Annotated in this window: 17 protein-coding genes and 2 tRNA genes; 6 read left to right on the top strand and 13 right to left on the bottom strand. The window is 31.1% G+C overall.

Going from position 1 to position 24,859, the window contains the following annotated elements; all coding sequences use genetic code 11:
• Positions 1-116: 116 nt before the first annotated feature.
• Complete coding sequence (locus BMY86_RS04795; RefSeq protein WP_091465935.1) at positions 117-1,046, top strand: hypothetical protein; 930 nt, start codon at positions 117-119, stop codon at positions 1,044-1,046.
• Positions 1,043-2,137: a glycosyltransferase family 2 protein gene (locus tag BMY86_RS04790; RefSeq protein WP_091465933.1), complete on the top strand. Its 1,095-nt coding sequence runs from the start codon at positions 1,043-1,045 to the stop codon at positions 2,135-2,137. Before BMY86_RS04795 ends, BMY86_RS04790 begins: the two co-directional genes overlap by 4 nt.
• Positions 2,138-2,250: 113 nt before the next feature.
• Here BMY86_RS04790 and BMY86_RS04785 read toward each other — a convergent pair whose 3' ends face one another.
• Positions 2,251-2,721, bottom strand: coding sequence for a hypothetical protein (locus tag BMY86_RS04785; RefSeq protein ID WP_091465930.1), 471 nt, complete (start codon positions 2,719-2,721; stop codon positions 2,251-2,253).
• 40 nt (positions 2,722-2,761) lie between these two features.
• Between BMY86_RS04785 and BMY86_RS04780 the strand changes: the two genes are divergently transcribed.
• Entirely contained in the window at positions 2,762-3,259 is a 498-nt protein-coding gene (locus tag BMY86_RS04780; protein WP_091465927.1) for a DUF456 domain-containing protein, read from the top strand.
• Positions 3,260-3,291: 32 nt separating this feature from the next.
• Here the strand turns inward: BMY86_RS04780 and BMY86_RS04775 are convergent, their stop codons facing one another.
• From BMY86_RS04775 to BMY86_RS04750, 6 genes are all read right to left on the bottom strand, one after another.
• Entirely contained in the window at positions 3,292-6,012 is a 2,721-nt protein-coding gene (locus tag BMY86_RS04775; RefSeq protein ID WP_091465925.1) for a DUF7619 domain-containing protein, read from the bottom strand.
• Between the two features lie 142 nt (positions 6,013-6,154).
• A tRNA-Asp gene (locus BMY86_RS04770) sits at positions 6,155-6,228 on the bottom strand.
• A gap of 287 nt (positions 6,229-6,515) precedes the next feature.
• The gene (locus BMY86_RS04765) at positions 6,516-6,755 is read right to left on the bottom strand and encodes a GIY-YIG nuclease family protein (protein WP_091465923.1); all 240 of its coding nucleotides are present in this window, start codon (positions 6,753-6,755) and stop codon (positions 6,516-6,518) included.
• A 164-nt stretch (positions 6,756-6,919) separates the two neighbouring features.
• Positions 6,920-6,993 (bottom strand) — tRNA-Asp (locus BMY86_RS04760).
• A gap of 86 nt (positions 6,994-7,079) precedes the next feature.
• Positions 7,080-8,006 (bottom strand): DUF58 domain-containing protein, encoded by a 927-nt coding sequence (locus tag BMY86_RS04755; RefSeq protein ID WP_091465921.1) that lies wholly within the window; start codon positions 8,004-8,006, stop codon positions 7,080-7,082.
• Positions 8,007-8,109: 103 nt separating this feature from the next.
• Positions 8,110-10,803 carry a tail fiber domain-containing protein gene (locus tag BMY86_RS04750; RefSeq protein ID WP_091465919.1) on the bottom strand — a complete coding sequence of 898 codons (2,694 nt, stop codon included), beginning with the start codon at positions 10,801-10,803 and terminating at the stop codon, positions 8,110-8,112.
• 121 nt (positions 10,804-10,924) lie between these two features.
• Between BMY86_RS04750 and BMY86_RS04745 the strand changes: the two genes are divergently transcribed.
• Positions 10,925-11,629 carry a LytR/AlgR family response regulator transcription factor gene (locus BMY86_RS04745; protein ID WP_091465916.1) on the top strand — a complete coding sequence of 235 codons (705 nt, stop codon included), beginning with the start codon at positions 10,925-10,927 and terminating at the stop codon, positions 11,627-11,629.
• Complete coding sequence (locus tag BMY86_RS04740) at positions 11,626-13,665, top strand: tetratricopeptide repeat-containing sensor histidine kinase (RefSeq protein ID WP_091465914.1); 2,040 nt, start codon at positions 11,626-11,628, stop codon at positions 13,663-13,665. Before BMY86_RS04745 ends, BMY86_RS04740 begins: the two co-directional genes overlap by 4 nt.
• A gap of 70 nt (positions 13,666-13,735) precedes the next feature.
• Here the strand turns inward: BMY86_RS04740 and trxA are convergent, their stop codons facing one another.
• From trxA to BMY86_RS04725, 3 genes are all read right to left on the bottom strand, one after another.
• Entirely contained in the window at positions 13,736-14,053 is a 318-nt protein-coding gene (trxA, locus tag BMY86_RS04735; RefSeq protein ID WP_091465911.1) for a thioredoxin, read from the bottom strand.
• A gap of 112 nt (positions 14,054-14,165) precedes the next feature.
• Complete coding sequence (gene dnaE, locus BMY86_RS04730) at positions 14,166-18,692, bottom strand: DNA polymerase III subunit alpha (RefSeq protein ID WP_091465909.1); 4,527 nt, start codon at positions 18,690-18,692, stop codon at positions 14,166-14,168.
• Positions 18,693-18,835: 143 nt separating this feature from the next.
• Positions 18,836-19,528 (bottom strand): DUF6252 domain-containing protein, encoded by a 693-nt coding sequence (locus BMY86_RS04725; protein ID WP_091465907.1) that lies wholly within the window; start codon positions 19,526-19,528, stop codon positions 18,836-18,838.
• A gap of 111 nt (positions 19,529-19,639) precedes the next feature.
• On the opposite strand from BMY86_RS04725, the gene BMY86_RS04720 reads away from it, so the two are divergent.
• Positions 19,640-21,988, top strand: coding sequence for an endonuclease (locus BMY86_RS04720; RefSeq protein WP_091465904.1), 2,349 nt, complete (start codon positions 19,640-19,642; stop codon positions 21,986-21,988).
• Positions 21,989-22,024: 36 nt separating this feature from the next.
• On the opposite strand, the gene BMY86_RS04715 is transcribed toward BMY86_RS04720, so the two are convergent.
• The 3 genes from BMY86_RS04715 to BMY86_RS04705 all read right to left on the bottom strand — a co-directional run bounded on the left by BMY86_RS04715 (position 22,025) and on the right by BMY86_RS04705 (position 24,858).
• The gene (locus tag BMY86_RS04715; protein WP_091465902.1) at positions 22,025-22,897 is read right to left on the bottom strand and encodes a pseudouridine synthase; all 873 of its coding nucleotides are present in this window, start codon (positions 22,895-22,897) and stop codon (positions 22,025-22,027) included.
• Between the two features lie 68 nt (positions 22,898-22,965).
• Entirely contained in the window at positions 22,966-23,886 is a 921-nt protein-coding gene (locus BMY86_RS04710; RefSeq protein ID WP_091466846.1) for a geranylgeranylglycerol-phosphate geranylgeranyltransferase, read from the bottom strand.
• Positions 23,887-23,919: 33 nt separating this feature from the next.
• Positions 23,920-24,858, bottom strand: a complete 939-nt coding sequence (locus BMY86_RS04705; RefSeq protein WP_091465900.1) for a mevalonate kinase family protein — start codon at positions 24,856-24,858, stop codon at positions 23,920-23,922.
• Position 24,859 lies beyond the last annotated feature (1 nt).

Below are 24,859 nucleotides of genomic sequence, written 5' to 3'. Positions count from 1 at the left end.
AAGTCTCCTTCGACAAGCTCAGGACGACAACAAAGTTTCTCTAAATTAATTTGTGTTTCTCTGAGATACTTAGCGTAACTCTGCGAAATAACTCTTAATTTTCTTTTCTTTGCAAAATGATTTCAAACAAAACTAAACAATATCTCACACTTATAATAAAACTAATCATTGTTTTTGGTGCATTTTATTTCATTTACGACAAATTAGCTCACGATGAAAAATTAAGTTGGAAACAATTTTCAGATATCTTACAACATAAATTTACTATTGCTTGGATTCTATTCATGTTGTGTTTTAGTGTTTTGAATCGTTTTTTAGAGATTTTAAAATGGAAAAATTTAGTTTTAGTTATTGAAAAAATTTCTCTTTACACCGCAACTAAACAAGTGTTAGCTGGCGTTACTGCTGGTTTATTTACACCCAATGGAATTGGAGAATACGCAGGAAAAGCCCTTTATTTCCCAAAGAAAGAAACCAAACGCGTATTGTTTTTAAACCTAATTTGTAACGGAATTCAAATGGTTTTGACTGTATTGTTCGGATTAATTGGGTTATTCTATTTAGGGTATTATACCTATTTTTATGTACTCTTAGGATTCGGAATACTTTTATTAACTTTTCTATTCCTGACTAAAAACGCTACTATAAAAGGATATTCTATTGCTTTGTTTTTTGAAAAGATTCAAGAAATTCCAAAAAAAATTCACCAGAAAAATATCATTTTAGCAATTTGTAGGTATTTGACTTTTTCGCATCAGTATTACTTTTTATTTTTACTTTTTGGAGTTGATATTGATTATTTTACTTTAATGGCAACCATAACAACAGTTTATTTTATTGCGAGTTCGTTACCTTCGTTTCAGTTTTTAGATTTTGTTGTGAAAGGCGGTGTAGCCATTTGGTTTTTCGACAAATTAAATATCGACGAATATATTGTGCTTTTTATTAGTACTTTTATGTGGTTATTAAATGTTGTACTCCCAGTTTTAATTGGAAGTTACTTCGTTTTAATTTTCAAAACTGACAAACCAATAAACAACGTATGATTTTATTTGTTGTGCTTCTTTTCTTTTATGTGGCTTTGATTACTCAATTGGCTTTTGGCATGGTGAAGATGAACAAACAAAATACAATTCAAATCATTGAACCTAAAACACGTTTTTCAATTGTAGTTCCTTTTCGAAATGAAGCGGAAAACTTACCCAAACTTTTAAAATCGATTGAGAAATTAAATTATCCAACTGATTTATTTGAAGTGATTTTAGTAGATGATGAATCGGAGGAAAAATTCCAAATTTTAAATTCCAAATTCCAAATTTCTCTTATTTCGAACCAAAGAAAAAGTAATTCTCCGAAGAAAGATGCGATTGAAACTGCCATTCAACTTGCCAAATACGATTGGATTGTAACTACAGATGCCGATTGTGAAGTCCCAGAAAATTGGTTAACAATTTTTGATTCGAAAATTCAGGACGAACAAGCAAAAATGTGTGTGGGTTCGGTGGCTTATAAATCGGAATCCGGTTTTTTACACGATTTTCAAAACAATGATTTTTTGAGTTTACAAGGTGTAACGGCTGGAAGTTTCGGAATTGAAAAACCATTTATGTGTAACGGAGCGAATTTTGCTTACCAAAAAACATTTTTTAATGAATTAAATGGTTTTGAAGGCAACAATTCTTTAGCCAGTGGAGATGATGTTTTTTTGCTACAAAAGGCTATGAAAGTGGCGCCAGAAAAAATCGCTTATTTAGGCAATTGGAATGTAGTTTTTACGAAAAGTTGCGAATCATGGAAGGCTTTAATTCATCAAAGAGTACGTTGGGCCAGTAAAACAACTGCGTATACGAATTGGTATCCAAAAATTTTAGGATTAGTGGTTTTTTTAACGAATTTGAGCAGTTTTCTTTTGTTGCTTTTACCTTTTTACAAATCAGAATTACTACAAATGACCATTTATTATTGGTTGGTTAAATTTGGAATAGACTTTCTATTTTTAAAGTTTAGCTCGACGTATTTCAGAGTTACTTTTAAAAACTTTTTAGGTAGCTTTATTTTATATCCTTTCTTTACGGTTTTAGTTGTTATGAAAGTGATGTTTGGGAAATTTGAATGGAAAAACCGTCAATTTAACTAGCCCTGATGGAAACGGCATCCTTTTTAGTTTGCTTGAGGTGTCACACTGAGCTTGTCGAAGTGCCGAAAGCAGAATAAAAAGATATAGTGGACAGCAGGAATAGCTTCTAAAAACTACTTTTTTAAAACCACAGGCATTTGAAATTCCGTTTTTACTGGAATACCCCTTTTTATAGCCGGATTAATTTTAGGAAAATCGGTTAATCGCAATTGAAAAATACTGTCTAATTGGGTTTTATTATATGCAATAGTATCTGAAATAATTGGCTCAAAATTTACATGAGAATCGGAAGAAATAATCACTTTTACTTGTATCGTATCTAATTGCGGAAACAATTTTGCAATGCTATCGTCTTTTAATTTCGAATGTAATTGCGTAGAAAGGGTTTCATAAAAACAACTTTGCTGACTAGCCTTATCAGTTATCGAATCGCAAATAGAAAAAGAAGGAAATTCGTCTACTTGAGCCCAATCAATTTTTTTGAGTTCTTGTTCTAACAAATCCTTTTCATCTGGTACCTTTTTATCGAAAAATTGGCACGATTGTAGCGATAGTATTAGTAATAAAGCAATTACTTTGTTCATTTATTTTTTTATACTTTTAGATTTTCAAAAATACACTTTTATGGAATATATTTTATTGATTTTAGGAATTTGTTTGATTTTTGGAGGAATTATTGGCAGCATCTTACCTGCCTTACCGGGTTTACCCGTTTCTTGGTTGGGTTTATTGTGCTTGTTTTTTGTTCCTGGCATTGAAACAAATTACTGGCTTCTTGGTATAACATTACTCATTACAATAGTTTTAAGTGTTTTAGATTACTTAATTCCTGCCAAAGGCACCAAAATGTTTGGCGGAACAAGTTACGGTATTTGGGGAACAAACATAGGCTTAGTTGTTGGTTTATTTTTCCCTCCATTAGGATTTTTAATTTGTCCGTTTTTAGGTGCTTTTATTGGTGAATTGATGTATAATTCTCAAGATAAAAAACGCGCATTTAATGCCGCATTTGGTTCTTTTATTGGCTTTTTAGCCGGAACTTTCATGAAAGTATTTTACGGATTTATTTTATTAGGTATTTTCATTTGGATTACTGCAAAAAACTATTCTATTTGGATATAAAAAAATCCCGACGAATCGGGATTTTTTAGTTTTTATTTCTTAATTATTTTATGAATACTCTTTTGATTGTTTTCTGAAATCACTTCAAGTAAATAAACACCTGGACTATAACTCGTCATATCAATCTCTGTAGAAGAAACCGAAGTTTTCTTATTTAAAAGTTGTTTCCCTAATAAATCGAAAACGTTGATTTCTGAAATTGTATTATTCATTTTTGATTGAATTGTTAATATTGAAGAAGTTGGATTTGGATATACAGCAAATTCATCAACATCAAATGATTCTGAAGCTAAAGCACTAACAAACTCTGTTTGGAAAGTATTGGTTACAATAGCAGGATTATAATCAAAATAGATTGAAGCTGTATTTGGAATGATATCTCCAACTGCATAACCTGGTTTTGGTTTAATTTTGAAAGTAACGTACCCTTTTCCTGTCATCGTATTGGCAACAGAAACCGGTAATAAAATGTTGTCGAACTTCCAAGTTAAATTATTTCCAACTCTATCTAAAACGTAAGCATGACTAGCACTTTCTACTTTAATAGTGTTTTCATCTAACATAGCATTTAATACATCATTAATTCTCACATTAATTGCACTTGCATTTCCTGTGTTTTCAAATCGAATTGTATAGTATAAATAATCATTAGACGTGAAACTAGAATGTAAAATTTGAGGTCCGTGCGCTTCTGTTTTATCATTAGGATCATAAGCATTTATAATCATCTGACTAATTGAATTGGCATTATTCTCCGGAGCAACATCACCTGTTAAAGGCATAATAGTTGCACTACTAGTTAAAAACTGACCAGCATTAACCGTTGGAATAGTTGGAACCGACATAACTACATCAATTGTTCTATATTCAAATGGTTGTAAATTGGTAAAATCATATGTAAAACCTGTAGCATTATTTACAATTCCAGTTTGAGAAACCGTAGAAATTGTAACCGCTGCATCTTTAGTAAAAGATACTGTTCCATTCGCTACAACTTGGTTACCTAAATTACCATACACAATTTTATTAAGATAATTAAAACCTGGACGAGGATTATTTATTGGCACAACAACCACGCCTAAATCGTTGTAATTTTGTAATGATGTTACCGGAAAATAATACTGAGTTAATACTCCATTTGTAACTGATAAATTATTAAATGCAGATGGATTCACATTGTATAACGAAGCATAAATTGGATTGACCGTATAACTTACATCATAACTATTTGAAACATTATTATCATAAATTCCAAATTTACCTGTTGGCGCAGTAATGTTATGAATTGTTCCATCGTTATTTTTTTCATAATGAAAATCCCCTAATGGGAAGTTTACTTCACCTGTATCTTTAGTACCGTTATTATTCGTATCTAAAAAGGCTGTAAAAGCTAATCCTGTACAATCAATTATACCTGTAGAAGTTGGCAAAACATTAATATTAATAACTCCAAGTTGGTTAGAAAAATTAGTAACCATCATTAAGTAATATTGACCCGCAACAGCATTAGGAATAGTTGGATATTCTGTAGCTGCAGCAGAATAACTACAACTTACAATATTTGAAGCATTAATAGAAGAACAATTTCCAGAACTTGAAGCAAAAGGTCCATAAATAATATAATCTATGTCTTGATTGTTATATAAAGGCGCATTATTTCCTTGATTAATTTGCAAATTAATTGCACCAGAACTACTAATTGGTAAATTAAACCATGTAGCATTAGGCGTAGAACCTAAACAACCCATTTGACCATTATTAGGAACATTTACTGAATTCATAAATGGCGAACCTAATGTTCCACAAAGTGAATTAGCATTAGCACAAACTGAAGCGATATTACAATTTCCTTGTGTTAAAAGATTTACAGAATAAATTACATCACAACCATTAGGATTATTTTCTCTTACGAAAATTGTCGTTGACGGCATAGTTACATTAACCGAAAATGCAGATGGATTGGCAATTGGATTAGTTTCATTTTGCGCATTAGTTATTGTCGAATAATAAACCAAAGGATTTAATGAAGAAACTTGTGCTTGTAAAGTTGTAAGGTCATAAATAACAACTCCATCATTATTGGCATCGCATTGTGAAATTGGACTTAAATTTCCTCCGTTTATGTAATTTTGAGCAGAAATAGTAAAAGCATTAATTTGCATCATCTGACCCATAGTATTATCTTCTACCCTAGAAAATAAAGTATAATTTCCAAAAGGAACACAATAAGGAGAAATTAATGGATTAACATCATTTGCAGCATCTGCTTGAGTAGCATGATATGTAATCGTATAAACTGATGGATTATTATTATTTCCTAAAATTACTGCATTATTAGCATTTAAATCGAAACAAGCTAAATTAGTTTGACTATCAACACACTGCGATAAATTCTGAGGCTGATTAAATGAAGATCCAGAACAACTAGTAGTAAAAGCTATTGTAGTAGGAGTACTATTTCCAGCTCCGCAATTTATAGTTACCGTTACTGTATACGTACCACAAGGCGTTAATCCATTTAATTGAAAAGGATTCACTACTGGAGATAATGTTGACCCAGCTGTTGCACCATTAAGTGTATAAGACAAAACATATTGATTTCCTGAATTAACGTTTGGATCTTGCCAAGAAATTGTTGCAGACGTAGCTGTTACATTAGTTGCTATTAAATTAGTTGCCGACAAACATTGTGAAAAAACAACTTGTGTTAAGCCAACAATTAATAGTAATGAGAATAGTAGTATTTTTTTCATATTGTGTTATTTAGAGTGAAAAAGTACAAAAAACCTAAGTCTAAAATTGTTAAAGTTTTTTAATATCGACAAAATGTAAGATTTTATCGACAAAATACAAAGAGGAATAAAAAAAGCTCTTCATAATTGAAGAGCTTTTTTGCGGTCTGGACGGGACTCGAACCCGCGACCCCATGCGTGACAGGCATGTATTCTAACCAACTGAACTACCAAACCATTGCTGTAATGCGTTGCAAAGATATAATTAATTTTACTTAAAAAAAACTATTGAACCCTATATTATAAAGGCAATTACATAATTTATTAGCACTAATCTGATAATCAGAAACTAACAATATTAAAAAAAATACAAATAATTTATGCAAACAATAAAAAAGAAAGAATGAAGTAAAAAATACTATATGAAAGTAAATTGAAGATATTATAAAATCAAAAAAGCTCTATCTCGTCTTTAAGGACGAGAAGAGCTTTTCATTATCATAAATTCTTAATTTAACTTACCACTATTTTGTAATCAACTTCTCAATAGAAAGTCTGTTTAAACGTTTCAATCGTTTTTCTTCACGCAAAGCTTCAGATTTAGTATCAAAGTAAACTGAATAAACCAATCTCCAATCAGAATATCGAGAAGTAAATTTACTCTTACCTAAAAGATGATACTGTAGTCTAGTTTCAATATTAGTTGTGAAACCTTTATAATAAACATCACCAATTTCTGAATATAAAAAATAAACTATAAACATATAAAATCAAAAAAGCTCTACCAAGTCTGGAGAGCTTTTCATTGGTCTAACTACTAAACCTTTACCCAATTTCTTGGGATAAACAACACAACTATTTTCATCTTGAAACCTCAAGATATTTGGGCAAAAAAGCACTTCATTGCTGAAGTGCTTCCCAAATTTTGCGGTCTGGACGGGACTCGAACCCGCGACCCCATGCGTGACAGGCATGTATTCTAACCAACTGAACTACCAAACCATTGCTGTAATGCGAGTGCAAATATACTACAGAATTTTAAACCTGCAAATATTTTTTAAAAAAAATGCTAATCTTTTTTTATTTAATTATCCAAACTTCTGTTTTTCAACCAAATAAGTAGTAATAATTTTTTCGAATTTTTCATCTATAGAAACAGGCACATACTTAATTTTATAGCTCGAACAAGTATTTGCAATGTTTTCAAAGTAATTTTTCACTACTTTCTCATAACTTTCCTTCATGTTTTCTGCAAACAAATTGACTTCTTCACCTGTTTCTACATCAATAAATTTACGAGGTGTATTATCAAAATTAAAATTCAATTCGGTTTTCCCATCATACACATGAAACAAAACTACTTTATGCTTGTTATGTTTTAAATGTTGCAAAGCTTTAAAAAGTCGCTCACTATCTTCACCAATAAACATATCTGTAAACAAAACAATCATAGAACGACGATGTACTTTTTCAGCAATTTGATGCAAATAAGTTATTGTATCTGTTTTCTTTGATTCTTTTGGAAAGTTTAAAATATTCTCAAATTGATTTAAAATCATTCTGTGATGACGTTCACTTCCCTTTTCTGAAGCATAATATTCATAGGTATCTGAATAAACCGAAACACCAACTGCATCTCTTTGTTTTTTTAGCAAGTTCATCAAAACAGCAGAAGCTAAAATTGAAAATCCGATTTTACTTTCATAGAACAATTGATCATCTTTTACTTTTGGATAATGCATAGAAGACGAATTATCAATGATTAAATGACAACGTAAATTGGTTTCTTCTTCGTATTTCTTTGTGTAAAGTCGGTCGGTTTTTGCGAAAAGTTTCCAATCAATATGTTTGGTACTTTCTCCAGTGTTATAAATTTTATGTTCTGCGAATTCAGCAGAAAAACCATGAAAAGGACTTTTATGCAAGCCAGAAATAAAACCTTCAACAATTTGATTTGCTAAAAGTTCTAAATTTTTAAATTGAGAAATTTTTTCTATTTGAGAATCTAAATTCATTTTTCTATAATTTCGGCTCGATTCAAATATACTTTTAATATTTCGCAAGTCAAAAAAAGGACAAAAAAAAAGACTCAAATGGAGTCTTTTTTAACTTTTATTTTTATTTTTTATTCAACAAAGCTTCTAATTTCGCTAATCTTTCCTCTAAAGAATTAATTTTATGTTCTTGTTGTTTGATATCTTTTTGTTGTTCTTTTATTGCTTCAATTAATAACGGTGTAATTGCAGCATAATCTACATAATAATCACCCGATGTGCTTTTTTGTACAGCTTCTGGCAATACTTTTTCTAATTCTTGAGCTAAGACACCACTCGATTTAATTGGTTTATCACCTTTTTCGATTTCACCTTTAGCCTGTTTAAACTGATAGGTATAACCATTTAAATCTTGAAGTTTATTTAATGCGTTGTCAATTTTTACTATATTTTCTTTTTTAGTTGCATCTGAAACCTGTACATAAGCACCTGCAGCTGAAACATAACTTTTTACCGCAGAATTATCATAAGGATTAGTATTTGTTCCTTCAAAAGAATCTTCATCTAAAAAATACACAATAGCTGCTGGTTGTCCTTGATTACCATCACCTGGCGACCAAATTGTAACCGCATTCCCATCTCCATAAATTCCCCCAGTTTCTGCTACGAATTCTCTTGAAGATAAAATAAATTCATTTTGACCCGAACCAAAGTCTTGATTTCCTGTACTATGCGTAAAAATATTAGTATTATTTAATTGCATTTCTTCAGCATCTGCTGCATTTTTATGCACTTTAAACACACCGTTCACTTTCACAATATCATTGTCAAATTCACCATAAATCAAAGGAGTTGAAACACTACTATTTTCGATGTATAATTTATTTGAACCTAATTCGTTATAACCTGCTTGATTTCCAATAGCGACATTTCCATTTCCAGTTAGATTATTTTGTAAAGATTGAAAACCTATTGAAACATTATTTGAAACATCTGTTGCATTTAACATTGCTTCATGTCCGACTACAGTATTGTGATTACCTGTAGCATTTGTACGCAAAGCATCTGTACCTAAACCAACATTACCACTTCCATTTACATTAAAATGCAAACTTCTCACCCCTAATCCTACATTTTTTATACCAATAGTATTGTTAGCTAACGAAACACTACCAATAGCAACATTTTGTTCTCCACTAGTATTATCAGCAAGTGTCCCATTACCAACTGCAGTATTAATCCATCCAGTAACATTGCTTGTCATAGCTCCAGTCCCAACTATAGTATTACTCATCCCACTAACATTATTGGAAAGTGTATTACTCCCGATTGAAATATTGCCATAACCTGTTGTGTTAGAGTTTAATGAATTATATCCTATTGCAACATTATAATTCCCTGTTGTATTATCATGTAAAGCATTGAATCCTAAAGCAACATTATAACCACCTGTTGTATTTGCATAAAGTGTTGAAGTACCAACTGCTACATTACTCGTACCAGTAGTATTTGTATATAAAGCACTATGTCCTAAAGCTAAATTAAAGGAAGAAGTTGAAGAAGAGAAAAGGGCGTTAGTTCCAATAGCTAAATTATTTCCTCCAGTAGTATTACTTCTCATGGCAGCATTCCCAATAGCAAAATTAAAATTACCCGTTGTATTATTAAACAAAGCTTGATATCCAAATCCAAGATTATATCCTGCAGTTGTATTATTATGTAGAGCCTCAAATCCGAAACTCATATTATAACTTCCTGTTGTATTTAACGTCAAACCTTTTCCAAAAGCATGATTAAAACTTCCCGTTGTATTACTGGTAAGAGAACCATAACCCATAGCAACATTACTTCCTCCAATTGTATTATCTGAAAGAGCTTCGCTACCAAAAGCTGTATTAGAATTACCAGTGGTATTAGCTCCTAGTGCACTTTTTCCAACTGCTGTATTTTGAGCTCCTATTGTGTTTGTCGCCAGAGCAGAACTTCCAACTCCCGTATTATTATATCCAGTAGTATTCGCATACAATGCACTATATCCAATACCAGTATTATCATCTCCAGAAGAAATACCTTGTAATGATTCATATCCCACTGCTGTATTATTAGAACCATTATTTGAAGCTCCAGGGGATGAACCAAAATGTTCTCCTAACATAGATTTATATCCAATTGCAGTGTTTGTATTAGTATAAGATCCTGCTCCTCCTCCAAAATAAAACATGGTTGCATAACCAATTGCTGTTCCGTTTGAACCTGCCGAAGAACGACTCATCGCATCGCTTCCAATTGCAACATTATTGTTTCCAGAAACATTTCTCCATAAAGAATATGCACCAAATGCAGTATTTCCTGTTCCTGATACGTTTTGACTCAAAGAATAATTTCCAAAACTTGTAAGATAATCACCTAACAATCCTGACTTTGCATTATTTCTTTTAAAAACAACGTCTTGATTGTCAGTTGTACCCATGAAATTATTAATTGTATTAGTACCAGAATTCCCTGTTAATGACCAACCTGAATCGTTTCCAATTCCTTTCCAACTTGTTACAGTATTATCCCAATAATAAAATCCTGGTGCTTTACCAGAAGAGGTTGTTGTTAAATAAACCATCATTCCTTGCTGTGATGCAGTAGGATTTACTGCTGGGAAAGCATCAATTTTAGGAATAATAATTCCATCTGTATTGGCAGGTGTTACCTGATTAGATGATTTAATATCTAGTTGAGCATTTGGGGTTGTTGTATTTATTCCTACTTGTGAGAAGCCAATTTGAATAAAAACGAACGATACTAAAACAGATATGTATTTTTTCATAATTGTAAATTTTACTCCAAAAATATTGTTAAAATTCAGTTAATTTTAAACAAATAGATAAACAACATTTTAAATAGACAAATGAAAAAAAATTGTATTTTTGACCAATAATTAGGAGAGAATGAGTCAGTTAAAATGTATAATTATTGACGATGATGAAATTGACAGACTAACTGTTTTATCATATGTTAAGAAATTTTCATTTATAAATATTTTAGGTGTTTTTAGCTCAGCGATTGAAGCATTAAACAGCGAATTTATAAATGAAGCCGACATTCTTTTTTCTGATATTGATATGCCCGAATTATCCGGAATTGAACTTCGAAAAAAAATAGCTACAATTCCAGTTTGTGTATTTATTACATCTTATCCAGAACATGCTGCAGATAGTTACGAAGTAGAGACATTCGATTTTCTTATAAAACCTTTAAATTTCGAAAGATTTCAAAGTACTATTTCTAGAATTGAAATGTATTTTTCCATGTTACATAAGGCCAACTTGTATGATAAAATAGAAAATCAAGATGAAATTTTCATTAAGGAAGGTCATACTCAAATTAAATTAAACTGTAAAGATATTTTATATCTAGAGGCATTAAAAGACTATACACTAATTGTTACACCAACCAAAAAACATTGTGTACTAAGTAGTTTAGGTAATTTATTAAAGGAAAATCATTTTAATTCATTCATTCGCATTCATAGAAGTTTTGCCATTCAAAAGAGTTTCATAAAAAAAATTGGAACCAACGACATTCACTTGAATAATGACATTTTGTTACCAATTGGAAGAAGTTATAAAGAGAATTTAAAACTTATTGTATGAGGCTTATAGGACTTTTACTATTGTTGTTTTCTATAAACACTTGGGGTCAAAATGAATCGTTAGATATTTTAGTAAATCAGTGTGAAAAATCAATTAATGAGGAAAAATATAAAAAACTCATTCAAATTGCTACTGTAGGAATAGCTAAATCTAATAACAATTTATACTTATCGAAATTTAATTTTTATAAAGGATATGGTTATGAATATGACAATAATCAATACAATCTTGCCATTCCGTATTTCGAAAAATCATTAAAAATTGCTCAAAATGGTAAGTTTGAAAAAGAAGAAACGCTAGCCTTAATGCGTTTAAACTATTTATACTATTCTACCAAGCAATTTGATAAAAGAGAAGAACTTGTTAACTACATTAAAAAGGTTGTAGATACTACTAGCAATGTAAATACTAAAGGGATTTTATATGGAAGTTTAGGAGAATATCATTTAGACAAATCGGAAATTTCTAAATTTATTGATTACAAACTAAAAGCTATTGAATATAGAAAATTATTCAAAAAAAGTGACACAAAAAACACAGTAAATATTGGCATATCATATTCTCAAATTGGTCAGGCTTACTTCAAAATGAAGCAATATAAAAAAGGACTTGAGTATTTAAATTTAGCCAAACCGTATTTACAAACTTCCTCAAATGCTTTAGCCTATTTACATAATGATTTTGCAAAATGTTATTGGGGATTGCAAAACTTAGACAGCATTCAATTTCATAGAAAAAAAATTTACAATCTGGTTTCAAAAGAAGATTCTTTGTTTATCTGTATCAGTTCGGCAAACAGATATTTAGCCGAATATTATATAGACAAAAAAGAATTAAATACTGCAATTTCATATTTAAGAGAAGCTGAAATTTACGGTAAAAAATCGCAAGATTTAGAAATCATGATGGAAGTAAACCTTACTCGTGGTAAAATTTTATTCGAACAAAAAAAATATACCGAAGCTATTAAAGTTTTAAAAGAAGCGGCAACACACGCTTATCAATTTGATAAAAATTCTTTCATCGTTATTAATAAACTTATTGGAAATAGTTATAAAGCACTTAACAATTGGCAAGAAGCTTTTCGATATTTTGAAATTTATAATAAAGTTAACGAAGAAGTTCTTTTAGAATCTACAAAAGAAAATATTGCAAATGCAGAAGCTAAATTTCAGAACAAATACAAACAAGAAAAAATTGATGTATTATCCACTGAAAACAAATTAAAGAATGTAGAAATTGCCAATTCTAGAAAGCAAAAAATATATCTATTTACTGGTTTTATCTTATTACTAGCTATCGCTTTTCTTTTATTTAAACAAAGTAATAATCAGAAGAAATCTAATAAAAAACTTCAAGTTTTAAATCAGGAATTAGACGAAGCCAATAAAGTCAAACTTCAATTTTTTAATATTTTGAATCACGATTTAAGAAGTCCGGTTGCTAGTTTAATTCATTTCTTACATCTTCAAAAAGAGAATCCAGAATTATTAGACGAAGAAAGCAAAAAACGTTTAGAACAAAAAACGATTTCCGGGGTTGAAAATCTTTTACAATCAATGGAAGATATTTTATTATGGAGTAAAGGTCAGATGGAAAACTTCAAACCAGTTCCAGAAAAAATAGAAATTAATGAATTGTTTTCCGACATCAAAAATCATTTTTCAAGTGTAGAAAACATTACTATTTCATTAAATAACACTTCTAATTTTGAAGTTACAACCGATAAAAATTACCTTAAAACTATATTAAGAAACATAACTGGAAACGCCATAAAAGCTTTAGAAAAAACAGATAACGGTGAGATTATTTGGAACGCTTGGTGTGAAAACAATCATTCTTTTATTTCTATTTCCGATAACGGAAAAGGCGCATCTATAAATCAGTTTAAAGCTTTATTTGATGAAAAAGAAGTAGTGGGTATAAAATCTGGTTTAGGATTGCATTTAATAAGAGATTTAGCCAAAACCATAGATTGCGAAATTGAAGTAGAATCGAAAGAAAATATCGGTACTACAATATTATTAAAATTATAAAAAAAGCTCATCTCGTTTTGTAAACAAGATGAGCCTAGATTGCTTCTTTACCTCGCAATGACTTTTGATATTATAATAAAGCGTCGATAGCGTCTGTGTAAGTTTTCTTTGGAGCTACTCCAACTTGTCTTCCAACTACTTCTCCGTTTTGGAACACTAATACTGTAGGAATGTTTCTAACTCCGTATTTAGCAGCAAATTCTTGGTTTGCATCTACATCTACTTTACCTACTACTGCTTTTCCTTCGTATTCAGCAGCAACCTCATCGATAACTGGCCCTACCATTCTACATGGTCCACACCAAGCTGCCCAAAAATCTACTACTACTGGTTTATCTGATTGTAATACTACTTCTTCAAAAGTAGCATCTGTAATTGCTAATGCCATAATATGTTTTGTTTATTTTTTTAATACTAATTTTATTGATGCGAAAGTAGAAAATAAATTTAAGCTTTGAAAAAAATTATCATTTCTTTTAACTATTAAATGATTGGAAAAATCAATTCAGTTTAAAATTGATTTGCATTTTTTCTAATCCTTCTAACAATTCTTTTGAAATATTTATTTTCAATTTTCTACTAGGCATTTCTAATTTATTTTTGATAATGGTTTCTTCAATTTCTTCCATTTGATTTTCCATTACCACTTCCGAATTCCCTTCCACTTCATCATCCGTTTCAACGATATTCTCTTCTTGAAGCTCTTCTTCAATTTCAATTTCACGTTTTACAAAACGTTTAATTTTTTCCAATTCTAACACTTCAAAAGTTACATTAAAATCACCTTGATGATTTAAGAAAAGTTCGTTTAATTTAGAAATCAATTGATCTTTCAACTCTTCAATTGGCAATTGTATGGTTAGCTTTTTAGCAAAATCGGGCAATACATCTTGCAAACTTTGCATGTGTAAAAAGTTGATTCTTGGATCAGATTTTTTACCCGTATCTTTATTTTCCCAACCTTCTTTTACAAAGATTTTAATGAATACAAACTGATTTTGCACTAAAAAATGTCGGAATTTCAAATATTCTTCGTTGAATATTCTGAACTCGAAACTTTCTTCGTAACCTTCAATATTAAAAGTCGCCCAACCTTTATTTTGTTGCGTAGTACGATGTTGTACGTTTGAAACAATTCCTCCAAAAGATAAATTCTTCCCAACTAATTGCTCTAAATTATTTAAAGCCTGCAATTTTGTATTACAGAAATATTTCATTTCGAATTTATAATCGTCAAGCGGATGACCCGAAATGTAAATACCAACTACTTCTTTTTCTCTAGATAATTTTTCTAGTGTATTCCATTCCTCACAAGGTGGTACAACTGGCTCTGCAATTTGAACATCGGAAGCATCACCAAATAAACTTACTTGTGAAGAATTTTCATTTTCTTGAAACTTCGAACCAAAACGCATCGCTTTTTCTAAAAACGTTACATTATCACCATCAGAATGAAAGTATTGTGCTCTGTGTGTATTTCCAAAATCGTCAAAACCACCTGCTAACGCTAAGTTTTCAAAAGCCTTTTTATTTGCCGCACGTAAATCGACACGTTTTGCTAAATCGAAAATTGACTTATAACGACCGTCTTTTCTACATTCAACAATGGTTTTAACAGCGTTTTCTCCTACACCTTTAATCGCACCCATTCCGAAACGAATCGCATTATTATCGTTTACCGTAAATTTATAGTACGATTCATTTACATCCGGACCAAGTACTTCTAATCCCATACGTTTACATTCTTCCATAAAGAATGAAACCGATTTGATATCATTCATGTTATTCGAAAGTACCGCCGCCATATATTCTGCAGGATAATGCGCTTTCAAATAGGCTGTTTGATAAGCAATCCAAGCATAACAAGTAGAATGCGATTTATTGAAAGCATAACTCGCAAACGCTTCCCAATCGGTCCAGATTTTATCTAATTTTTGCTCATCGTGACCTTTAGCTTTAGCTTGATCGATGAATTTAGATTTCATTTTATCTAGAACGTCTTTTTGCTTTTTACCCATCGCTTTACGAAGAACGTCGGCATCACCTTTAGAAAAGCCTGCTAACGATTGCGACAGAAGCATTACCTGCTCTTGATACACGGTAATTCCATACGTTTCAGCAAGGTATTCTTCACAAGCTGGTAAATCGTATGTGATTTCTTCTAAACCATTTTTTCTTCGTACGAAAGAAGGAATATATTCTAACGGCCCCGGACGATAGAGTGCATTCATCGCAATTAAATCTCCAAAAACCGTAGGTTTTAATTCTTTCAAATATTTTTGCATTCCCGGTGATTCGTATTGGAAAATACCAACCGTTTCACCTCGCTGGAATAACTCGTATGTTTTTTTATCGTCAATTGGAAAAACATCCGGATTTAAATCGATATCGCGCTTATATTTTACCAGTTTAACGGTATCTTTTATAAGCGTTAACGTTTTTAAACCTAAGAAGTCCATCTTTAATAATCCGGCACTTTCGGCAACCGCATTATCAAATTGTGTAACGTATAAATCGGAATCTTTTGCTGTGGTTACCGGAACGAAATTCGTAATATCATCAGGTGTAATGATAACTCCACATGCATGAATTCCAGTATTTCGAAGTGAACCTTCTAATATTTTAGCTTGCTGAATCGTTTCTCCCGATAATTCGCCTTGATTCGCAATTTCAATTAATTCTTTAACGCGATCAAATTCATCTGAACGAACAGCTTTTTTAACTTCTTCTTCTTTTTCAGAAAGAAAACGCGCCAAGTTCCATTTACCTGGCATCATCGCCGGAATTAATTTCGCAATTCTATCTGCTTCAAATAAAGGCAAATCCAATACACGAGCGGTGTCTCGAATAGCCGATTTGGTTGCCATTTTACCATACGTGATGATTTGCGCAACTTGATTCGAACCGTATTTTTTAATTACATAATCCATTACACGGCCACGACCTTCATCATCGAAATCGATATCAATATCGGGCATGGAAACACGGTCTGGATTTAAGAAACGCTCAAAAAGTAAATCGTATTTTATCGGATCGATATTTGTAATTCCCAAACAATAGGCTACCGCTGAACCCGCTGCCGAACCACGACCTGGACCTACCGAAACGTCCATTTTTCGAGCTTCTGCAATAAAATCTTGTACAATTAAGAAATATCCAGGATATCCTGAATTACTTATCGTTAATAATTCGAAATCTAAACGTTCACGAATTAAATCTGTAATTTCACCATATCGTCTTTTCGCACCTTCGTACGTTAAATGCCTTAAATAACTATTTTCTCCACGAACACCATTATCAACTAAATCTTCTGCCACTTGAAACTCAACTGGAATTTCAAATTTTGGAAGTAATACATCTCGAGAAAGTGAGTAAATTTCAATTTTATCTACAATTTCTTGGATGTTGCTAATGGCATCAGGCGTTTGTGAAAACAGTTTTTTCATTTCGCTTGCCGACTTGAAATAGTATTCTTGATTTGGTAATCCGAAACGATATCCACGTCCACGACCAATTGGTGTAGCTTGTTTTTCACCATCTTTTACACATAATAAAATGTCGTGCGCATTCGCATCTTCTTTATCGATGTAAAAAGTATTATTAGTTGCAATTAACTTTACATTATGTTTTCTTGAAAACTGAATCAGCGTAGAATTTACGGCTCTTTCATCTTCTTGATTATGATTCATGATTTCAATATACAAATCGGAACCAAATTGTTCTTTCCACCATAACAGAGCTTCTTCTGCTTGGTTTTCTCCTATATTTAAAATCTTATTTGGAACTTCACCATATAAACTTCCGGTAAGAACAATAATATCTTCTTTATATTGTTGAATTAATTCTCTATCAATACGAGGCACATAATAAAAACCATCTGTATATGCTTTTGAAGAAAGTTTCGCTAAATTATGATAACCATTTTTGTTTTTCGCTAAGAAAACAACTTGATACCCATTGTCTTTATTCGATTTATCTTTATGATTAAGACAAACATTAAATTCACATCCAACAATTGGCTTAACAATAGTTTCGGTAGGTTCTTCGCCTGCTTCTATTTGAGCTGCATTTTTGGCTTCAGCTGCTTTATTATGAGTAATAATTCCACTCACAAATTGAAAAGCCCCCATCATGTTTCCAATATCCGTTAAGGCAACAGCAGGCATTTTTTGTTTAACCGTATTTTCAATTAATTTCGGAATTGAAATAGTAGATTGTAAAACCGAAAACTGAGAATGGTTATGTAAATGTGCAAATGCAACATCTGAAATACCTTCTAAATCTTCTGGTAAAATTTCAATATCAGAAGGAAGTTGTTGCTGTAATTTTTCTCTTAAACTTGCAGAAGCTTGTTTTAAATTAACATGCTTTAATCCGATTGGTTTTACCTCTGGATTATTAGTTCTAAAAGCAACATAATAATCTTCTGAAACAGGTAATTCTTCTTGACTAAAATTTTCCCTTTTGATTAATTCTAAAAAACAACGTGTAGTAGCTTCAACATCGGCCGTAGCATTGTGTGCTTCAGCAAATTTTTCATTAAATAAAAATTCGTGAAGTTCGGTTAATGTTGGCAATTTGAATTTTCCACCACGACCACCTGGTAATTTTAATAATTCGGCAGTAGTTTCTGTACAGGTATCTAAAACAGGCATTTTAGATAAATCGGTTGCAATTCCAAATCGATGAAATTCACAACCCATAATATTCACATCAAAACCTACATTTTGACCAACTATATATTTAGCTTGAGATAAAGCGATGTTAAACTTTTCTAGAACTTCACTTAAATCATGTCCTTCATGTAGAGCTAAATCTGTTGAAATTCCATGAACTCGTTCTGCATCATAAGGAATATTAAATCCTTCTGGTTTAATTAAATAATCTTGATGCTCAATAAGTTTACCCATATCGTCGTGTAATTGCCAAGCAATTTGAATACAGCGAGGCCAATTGTCAGTATCCGTTATAGGTGCTGACCAACTTTTAGGTAATCCTGTAGTTTCGGTATCAAAGATTAAATACATAATAAAATTCTATAAAGTAATTTCCAAATTTTGGAAGATTTCAAAAATACAATTTATCTTTTTTTAAGACAATATTAGTTATTAACAAAAACAAAAAACCACCTCAAAATGAAGTGGTTAGTCTATTATATTTTTGATAAATCTTAGTAAACTGGAACCTTGTAAAAAGTACAGTGATTGAAGTTAACTACATTACCATTATCATCAACTGCGTTAAATGAAAATGTTCCAGAATATGTACCATTCTCAATTTTTTCTAAAGTAACAGTACCATTACTTTGCACTACATTTAAAATTCTAACTGTTGCATTATTATTTCCACCAGCAATTGTTACAATATCACCAGCTTTATAACCTGTACCTCTACTTGCAATAGTAGCTGCCGTAACTTGACCAGCTGTATTAGAAGTAATTCTTAAAGTTAATCCGTTTCCAGAACCACCTGTTGTATTTAAATTATTTCCATTTAATAAGGCATATCCATTACCCATATTTACAAAACTTCCTAATTTATATACAGGACCAGGTACAATTGCAGTTTCATTATACAAAAAAGTACCTTCGTTACTATAAGTATAAGAAGCATTAATCGATTGATTAGAAGTACCTAAGTTATAAGTTCCAACAGTATTTGGAACGGTTACAGTAACATGTTCATAATCTGTATACCCATTAAGCGTTACTGTATTATCAGGATTTATTATAGCTTGAGAATCATCTGCTTTCCAAAAAAGATTATCTTTTTCTCCTTGAATGGCAGGTGTATTTGTTTTCACGTCATTCTCACATGAAACTAATAATAAAACAGAAGCTAAAATTGAAAATATTTTTTTCATTTGATTTTCGTTATTTTTTTGAGATTTACAAATATAAATAAAAAATATTATAAAAAAAGTACTAATTTGTTAAACATTTTACATTAAATTGCATCCCCCAAATTTGTAAAAATGAAGAATTTTATACTATTTTTTTTATATTCTGTAGTGTCTTTTTCACAAATACCTGCGTATTATAGTGGAATTGATTTTACACAAACAGGCAATACCTTAAAAAATTCACTTGCCAATCTGATTACTACAACACACACTAATCAATTACCATACACCTCAACATCTACTGATGTATGGGATGCTTTACAAGCTGGTGATAAAAATCCAAATAATGCCACTCAAGTTTTATTAATGTATGGGTATAATGATGTAGATGCCGATTATAAAAACGATCGCATTGATGCTGTTTCAAATATTTGTAGTACTACTTGCCCAACGGGGTCTTGGAACAGGGAACATTGTTACGCTTTATCATTAGGAACTCCTGCATTAGTCACTTCAAGTCCAGGACCTGGAACAGACGCGCATCACATTAGAGCCGCAGATGTTACTTTTAATGCCGATCGCGGTAATCGCCCATACGCAGATGGAAGTGGTGATGCAGGACCGATTGGAGCTTCAAATTGGTATCCAGGTGACGAATGGAAAGGCGATATTGCAAGAATGATGATGTATATGTATGTGCGCTACAACACTAGATGTCTTCCAACAAATGTAGGAAGTGGAAGTGCTACATATAGTACCGATATGCCAAATATTTTTTTAGAATGGAACGAAGAAGATCCTGTAAGTCCGTTTGAAAAAACCAGAAATGATGTTTTACAAAGCATTCAAGGAAATAGAAATCCGTTTATTGATAACCCATATCTAGCAACTTTGATTTGGGGAGGTCCACAAGCTCCAGATGCATGGAACATTATTGGCTGCCCGTCAACGACAACTTGGAATGGTACATCATGGAACAATGGTACACCAAATAAAGATATAAAAGCTGTTTTTACAGGAAACTACACATCTTCAGGAAATTTAGACATGTGTTCTATGGACATAACTGGAACCGCACAAGTAACCTTACAAACAGGACATATATTTACAGTAGTTAGAAAAATAAATGTTGCGTCTACAGCGAATTTTACAGTTCAAAATAATGCAAATTTGGTGCAAATAAACAACATTGCAAATACTGGAAACATTACTGTATTTAAAAACAGTGCTAATTTATTACGTTTAGATTATACTGCTTGGTCATCGCCAGTAAGTAATCAAAATTTATTAGCTTTTTCACCACAAACTTTAACAAATAGATTTTACACTTACAATCCAGCTGGAACAACAACTGCAACGGCATATGTTAGTATTAATCCGACCACAAATAATTTCAATCCAACTACAGGATATTTAATTAGAAGTCCGAATAACTGGTCTGCTTCAACTTCTTCACCTTATATTGGACAATTTACTGGAATTCCAAATAATGGCGAATATTATACCGCTATGCAATTGGGCTATAATTTAGTCGGCAATCCTTTTCCTGCTACAATAGAAGGAAGTCATTTTATTGCCTCAAATAGAACGATAGAAACGCTTTATTTTTGGACACATACGGCACCAGCAAGCGGAGGAATTTACCCCATTAACAACTTTGCTTCTTACACCACATTAGGCGGTGTGGCAGCTGCAGCAGGTGGACCGATTCCTGATGGTTCTATAAAACCCGGACAAGGATTTTACTTTTACAGTTCTGAAAATGAAAATGTATTCTTTCATAATGCTTTGCGATATAATGTAATGAATACGCAATTTTTCAAATCATCGAATGAAAAAAATCTTTACCGATTGAATCTTTCAGACAACGAAAAAAATTATAATCAGATCTTAATTGGATACGATGAAAAAGCAACAACAGATTTTGATTTAGGAATAGACGGAAAAGCCTTTGAATATGACGAAGCAATGTTATTCACGACTATAAAAGATGAAAAATATGTAATTCAAGGAAGACCAGAATTTGATAGTAACGATAAAGTCACTTTAAGTTTTAAAATTAAAAACGAAGGAAATTATACTTTACATTTAGAAAACAAAGAAGGTGTTTTCAACAGTCATCCTATTTATTTGAAAGACAGTTTTAATGGAACTGTTGTTGAAATAAGTAAAAACCCTTATACTTTTTCATCTGTAGCTGGAACATTTACTAACAGATTTGAGTTGTTTTATGAATTAGAAAATGAAAACGTTTCCAATACTAGTATTTCAGCTTTGAGTCAGAATACCAACATTTTGATTAGAAGTTCGAATGAAAAAATATCACATGTTTCCATCTTTGATATTTTAGGTAAAAAACTAATAGAAAAGAATTTCAATGCTAAAGAAGTACAAATTGAAAATTCAAAAAATAATCAAGTTTTACTATTAGAAATCACATTAAGTGATGGAACAATTGAACATCAGAAAATAATACATTAAAAAAAAAGTCCGTCTCACTAAAGACGGACTTTTTAATTATATATTTTTCAAATTTATAATTTCTTGTTCTGTTAAAAATCTCCAATTTCCTCTTGGTAAATTTTTCTTCGTTAAACCAGCAAAAACCACTCTATCTAATTTAATAACATCATATTTCAACTGTTCGAAAATGTTTCGGACAATTTTCACATTAGCTGTTTTCATTTTGATTCCGATTTCACTTTTTGGTTCATTATCTATGTAAGCAATTTCCTCAACATAAACTTTATGCCCATCAATATTGATTCCGTTTTTAATTTTCTCTAAATCTTCAAATTTTAAATTCTTATCTAAAGAAACTTGGTAAATTTTAGAAGAACGTTGATTTGGAGTGGTGAATTTTCTAACCATTTCTGTATCGTTAGTATACAATAACAATCCAGTAGTAGATTTATCCATTCTTCCAATTGGTTCAATTTTACTGTTCGTAGCCATTCTTACCAATTGCAAAGCATTTGTTGCTCCGTTATCATTTTTCTCAGTAGAGAAATTCTTCGGTTTATTTAAAAGGATGTATTCTTTCTTTTCAGGAGTAATAGTAACACCATCAAAATTAACAACATCAGATAATTTTACTTTATAACCCATTTCAGTTACAACTTCACCATTTACTTTTACATTCCCACTTTGAATATAAATATCTGCATCTCTTCTACTACAAACACCAGAATTTGCCACATATTTATTCAATCTAATTTCATCCGAATCAGATTTAGGTTTTGCAGCTAGTTTTGGTTTGTCTGCTTTCGAAAACTTTTGAAAAGGAGTATTATCTCTAGAATACGATTTTTTAGAATCTGTTTTCTTAAATTCCGGTTTTTTATTTTCGGTTGGTTTACCTTTTCTTTTATCTCCTGATGCTTTTCTCATTCTTTTTTATTTTTTGCAAAGATAGTCAATTTTAATGAGATGTACGATTTGTAAAATTTGAAGTAGTTTTAACGAATCAAAAGAAGTTTCTGCCCGTTTTCTACAACGGTTGGCTTAATCAAAATAATGCAAATTACACCCGCTAATAAAATTATTTTCAATAGAAAATGAAGCTTTATGTAATCTATTTTTCCTTCGGAATTCCAAAGTTTTAAAATAAAAATTAAAAGTAAAATATAACTCACATAAAAGTATATATCCATATAACCAACATCATAAACATTGATTAAAAAATACACTGGAATTAAAGTTAAAAACAGCAAAGTTGAAATAATTCTTTTAGCGAAATTCTCACCATATTTCACCGGAATAGTTTGGTAATTATTACTCAAATCGCCTTCAATATTTTCTAAATCTTTTACCATTTCGCGAATCAAAATAATCAGATACAAGAAAATTGCATGCGCAAAAATTACATGATAAAAGTTTTTAAAATATAGCAATATTCCGAAAAAAGGAAGGACAGCCAAAAGAGAAGCGGTTAAGTTTCCAATAATTGGATATTTCTTTAATTTATGAGAATAAAACCAGATTAAGAAAATATAAACCGAATAGAATAAAGCCGCACGCCAAGAAATTATATAACCCAAAAGTGCTGATAAAAAATTCAGAATAAAATAAACACGAAGTTGGGTTTTCTGACTCACTAATCGATCCAAATAAGATTTCTTTGGTCGGTTAATGATGTCTTTTTTAGCGTCGTAAAAATTATTGATAATATAACCCGAAGCAATGGCAAAAGTTGATGCAATGACTAAAACAAACAAGCGCCAATCTAATAAAATATCTAACGCTCTTCTTTCTGGCGCTAATATAAAAATAGCAGACAAATACTGAGCTAAGGCAATAACAAAGATATTATAACCTCGAACTACAGAAAAAAAACTGAATATTTTGGTTAGTAATAATTTAGATTTACGAGTTAGCATCGGTTTGGTTTCTTCGTATCTTAAGATTTGCAATTAAAATTGATAAACCACTTCTAATTTGTAATCTTTTAAAGATTGTTTTGCCTTATCTAAATCTTCCGTAAAACCTAAAATATAACCTCCACCACCTGAACCACAAAGTTTTAAGTAGTAATCATTCGTATCAATTCCTTTTTGCCAAATTTGATGAAATTGTTCAGGAATCATTGGTTTGAAATTATTCAAAACTACTTTAGATAATTCTTTTGTATTTTGGAATAATGATTTGATATCTCCTTGCAAGAAGTTTTCCACACAAGAATCGGTATATTTAATAAACTGAGATTTTAGCATTTTTCTAAAACCTTGGTCTTTTAAATTTTCCATGAATATGTTTACCATTGGAGCAGTTTCTCCGATAATTCCAGAATCTAACAAAAATACTGCACCTTTTCCAGTTGCCGATTGACTAGGAATTCCTGTTGGCTCAATATTATCTTTAGAATTAATTAAAATTGGTAAACTTAAATAACTATTTAATGGATCTAAACCAGAACTTTTTCCATGGAAAAAAGATTCCATATTAGAAAATATTGATTTTAATTTCAATAATTTCTCTCTAGTTAAATTTTCTAAAACTGTAATTTTATTGTTTGCATATTTATCGTAAATAGCTGCAACTAAAGCACCACTACTTCCTACTCCATATCCTTGCGGAATACTAGAATCGAAATACATCCCTGATTTAACATCATTTTGTAATTCAGCAATATTAAAAGTTACCAAATCTGGTTGTTCGGTTTGTAATTGCTCTAAATATGTAACAAACTTCACTAAACTTTCATTCGATTTTTTAGCTTCTTCTGAAGGATTTTCATCTGCTTTTAACGCACCTTTATAAAAATTATAAGGTATAGAAAGCCCTTTAGAATCTTGAATGATTCCGTATTCTCCGAAAAGTAATATTTTAGAATAAAAAAGCGGTCCTTTCATG

Origin of the sequence: Flavobacterium urocaniciphilum (assembly GCF_900110615.1) — a bacterium.
Classification (GTDB): domain Bacteria; phylum Bacteroidota; class Bacteroidia; order Flavobacteriales; family Flavobacteriaceae; genus Flavobacterium; species Flavobacterium urocaniciphilum.
The sequence above is the reverse complement of the archived record's forward strand: the minus strand, read 5'-3'. Positions and strand labels throughout refer to the sequence as shown.